Origin of the sequence: Acidithiobacillus sp. (genome assembly GCF_027322205.1) — a bacterium.
GTDB lineage: Bacteria > Pseudomonadota > Gammaproteobacteria > Acidithiobacillales > Acidithiobacillaceae > Acidithiobacillus.
In genome coordinates this window covers 1-2,614 of record NZ_DAHVHY010000131.1, presented here as the reverse complement: position 1 = coordinate 2,614, position 2,614 = coordinate 1, and the positions used below count along the sequence as shown (strand labels likewise).

Below are 2,614 nucleotides of genomic sequence, written 5' to 3'. Positions count from 1 at the left end.
ACAAAGAGCATCCGCCCTTTGAAGCCCGCAGCCTGCAGCGCCTCGAGCAGATTCAGGGTGCCATAGAAATTGATGTCAAAGGTTTCGCGGGGGCTCTCGAAGGAGGCGGGTACGAAGCTCTGGGCGGCCAGGTGCAGGACGGTGTCAGGCTGAATGGCGGCCACCGCGGCGGTCAGGGCGGCGCGGTCGCGCAGATCCAGCCCGTCGGGCAACGGCACGCAGGGCAGCGCCGCCTGCACGTACTGGCCGACGAAGCCGTTGGCGCCGGTGAGCAAGAGTTTCATGCCGTTATCATTTCCGCAAAAAATCCTCTAACAAAATGATGCGTCCTTCCCTTTGCGCCTTAACAAAATACCGTCGGTCGGCAGTAACCAGCGTGGCTTCCGGATGAAGCAGAGCCAGCGCGTGGTACAGGGTATCAAAAAGATGATGCCCGTATCGCCGGGAAAGGTCGATGGCCAGCGTATACAGTTCCGACCCTTCGGCAACCCGGAAATCCAGCCGCAACAGATCTTCCATATCCTCCTGGGCAGTATCGGGTTTTTCACGCGCCAGCACCGCCGCCATTTCCGCATAAAAGTGCGGCGGTTGAACGGCCTCCGCAACACCGGACAGTGTTTGCTTCAACAAGGCTATGGCCTGAGGGACGTGGTCTTCTTCAGCCCGAAAACGCAAAAACCACTTGAGTGCGACACTGGCATCAATGACCCAGTTCACGGACGGTCCCGTTCCCTCGCCTCCCGGCACTCGTCCGTACCCACTATCGGCGCGGACTCGCGACGCTCCAAAATACGGGTGGCGGCTTGCCGTGCGCGATCCTTGCGCTGCGCACGATCCACCGCCTCACGCATTAAAGCAGCGATAATGGCGCTTTTGTTTTCTTTGCAAAAGGTCGCATTAAATGCAACTTTCACATCGTCAGGAACACTAAAATTGACTGTAGCCATCTTGAAACGCCGTTGTTGAAAAATTCAACAACCACTATAGGTCATCCTCTACCCGGCCGCAACGCATCAGCCACATGGTCACCCCGAAACGCCGCCCACTCCCGCTCCACGAAGGCCGTGAACTCCGCGCGGAAGCGCTCCGGGGCGAAGCGCAGGGCGTTTTCGCGGCAGGCTTCCGGGGTAATGGCCGCACCCTCGCCCTCGAAGCGCTCCACGGCGGCGATGATGGCCGCGACGGATTGTTCGTTGAAGCATACGCCGGTGGGCGCCGGGGCCGCATCCATGCCCCCGGCTTCCGGCAAAGGAATAATGGTTTCCAGCACCCCGCCCTTGCCAAAGGCGATCACCGGCGTGCCGCAGGCCTGGGCCTCCAGGGGGGCGATGCCGAAGTCCTCCTCCGCCGCGAACACAAAAGCGCGCGCCCGTTGCAGGTGGTCGCGCAGGGCCTCTGCGCCCGCAAAGCCCAGCAATTGCACGTTCGGCCCCGCCTTGGCCCGGACCTTGGCGAAATCCGGCCCCTCCCCGATCACTATCAAGCGCTTGCCCGGCATGGCGCTGAAAGCCGCGACGATCAGGTCCACCTTCTTGTAGGGGACCATGCGCGAGGCGGTGACGTAGAAATCCTCCTTGTCCCGGCACAGGGGAAAATCCGCCACGTCCACCGGCGGATAGATCACGGTGGACTCCCGCCCGTACACCTTGCGAATGCGCCGGGCGATGTGGCGGGAAATGGCGATAAAGGCGTCCACCCCGTTAGCGGTACGGACATCCCACAGCCGGACGTAATGCAGGACCACCTTCGCCAGCCAGCCCTTGATGCCCCGCTCCAGCCCCGCCTCATGCAGATATTGATGCTGCAGGTCCCAGGCATAGCGTATGGGGGAGTAGCACATGCACAGATGGCACTGATCCGGCCCGGTCAGCACCCCTTTCGCCACCGCATGACTGCTGCTGATCACGAGGTCATAGGCCGAGAGGTCGAACTGCTCTACGGCCAGCGGCATGAGCGGCAGATAACTCCGGTATTTTTTTCGGGCCTTGGGCAGGCGCTGGATAAAAGACGTGGTGACTGGCTTGTTGCCGATGAAATCGCGCTGACCGGCGGGCAAAAAATCCACCAGACCGAAAAGATCCGCTTCGGGATAGCACCGGAGCATCTGTTCCAATACCCGCTCGGCGCCGGCGTAAACCACCAGCCAGTCATGGACAATGGCTACTCGCCGCATATGGTCTCGTCATCGTTCATCTCTGCGGCCATCTCTCGTTGGTGACGAACCTTGGTCTCCCCAGACATTCAGGTTCCGGGGCATTACTGATGCAAGACTAAGCCCGAAAGCCGATATTCGGCAAGACTAGCCCCGAAACTGCCACCGGGGACGCTTCACCGTCGCGCCTTGATTGGTCAGTACCGCCTGCGCCCCCCCTCTGGCTGCTGGCGTAACCACAACGCCCTTTCCTTGGCTTCGCCGAACAGACAATATCACCGTGCGCATGCTGCTCTCACCGCATCCACTCATTTCACAGCCTGCTCTTTGCACTGGCATGGTAGTGGAACTGATGTTTACCATTTTGTCACTGAGACAAGAGCGGCCCCGCGCCGGTGGCGTTTTTTAGGCTGTCTCCGGGAGGAAGATTTCCCTTCTGATGGGCAATGTTGATAAAATGGG

4 protein-coding genes are annotated in these 2,614 nt (G+C 60.3%); all 4 read right to left on the bottom strand.

Translation table 11 applies throughout. The annotated features are described in order from the left end of the window. Positions 1-284, bottom strand: a 284-nt coding sequence (locus M7F93_RS11690; protein ID WP_298173730.1) for a GDP-mannose 4,6-dehydratase, incomplete at its 3' end; no start/stop codon positions are given. A 7-nt stretch (positions 285-291) separates the two neighbouring features. Next, entirely contained in the window at positions 292-717 is a 426-nt protein-coding gene (locus M7F93_RS11685) for a type II toxin-antitoxin system VapC family toxin (RefSeq protein WP_298173727.1), read from the bottom strand. After that, positions 714-947, bottom strand: a complete 234-nt coding sequence (locus tag M7F93_RS11680; RefSeq protein WP_298173724.1) for a hypothetical protein — start codon at positions 945-947, stop codon at positions 714-716. The genes M7F93_RS11685 and M7F93_RS11680 overlap by 4 nt, the downstream gene beginning before the upstream one ends. Before the next feature lie 41 nt (positions 948-988). Beyond that, a complete protein-coding gene (locus tag M7F93_RS11675) occupies positions 989-2,173 on the bottom strand; it encodes a glycosyltransferase family 4 protein (RefSeq protein ID WP_298173721.1) in 1,185 nt (394 codons plus the stop codon). Positions 2,174-2,614: the final 441 nt, after the last annotated feature.

Excerpts from the sequence above, each read along its gene's own strand:
- M7F93_RS11680 (WP_298173724.1), bottom strand. The coding sequence starts at position 947 with ATGGCTACAGTCAATTTTAGTGTTCCTGACGATGTGAAAGTTGCATTT.
- M7F93_RS11675 (WP_298173721.1), bottom strand. The coding sequence starts at position 2,173 with ATGCGGCGAGTAGCCATTGTCCATGACTGGCTGGTGGTTTACGCCGGC.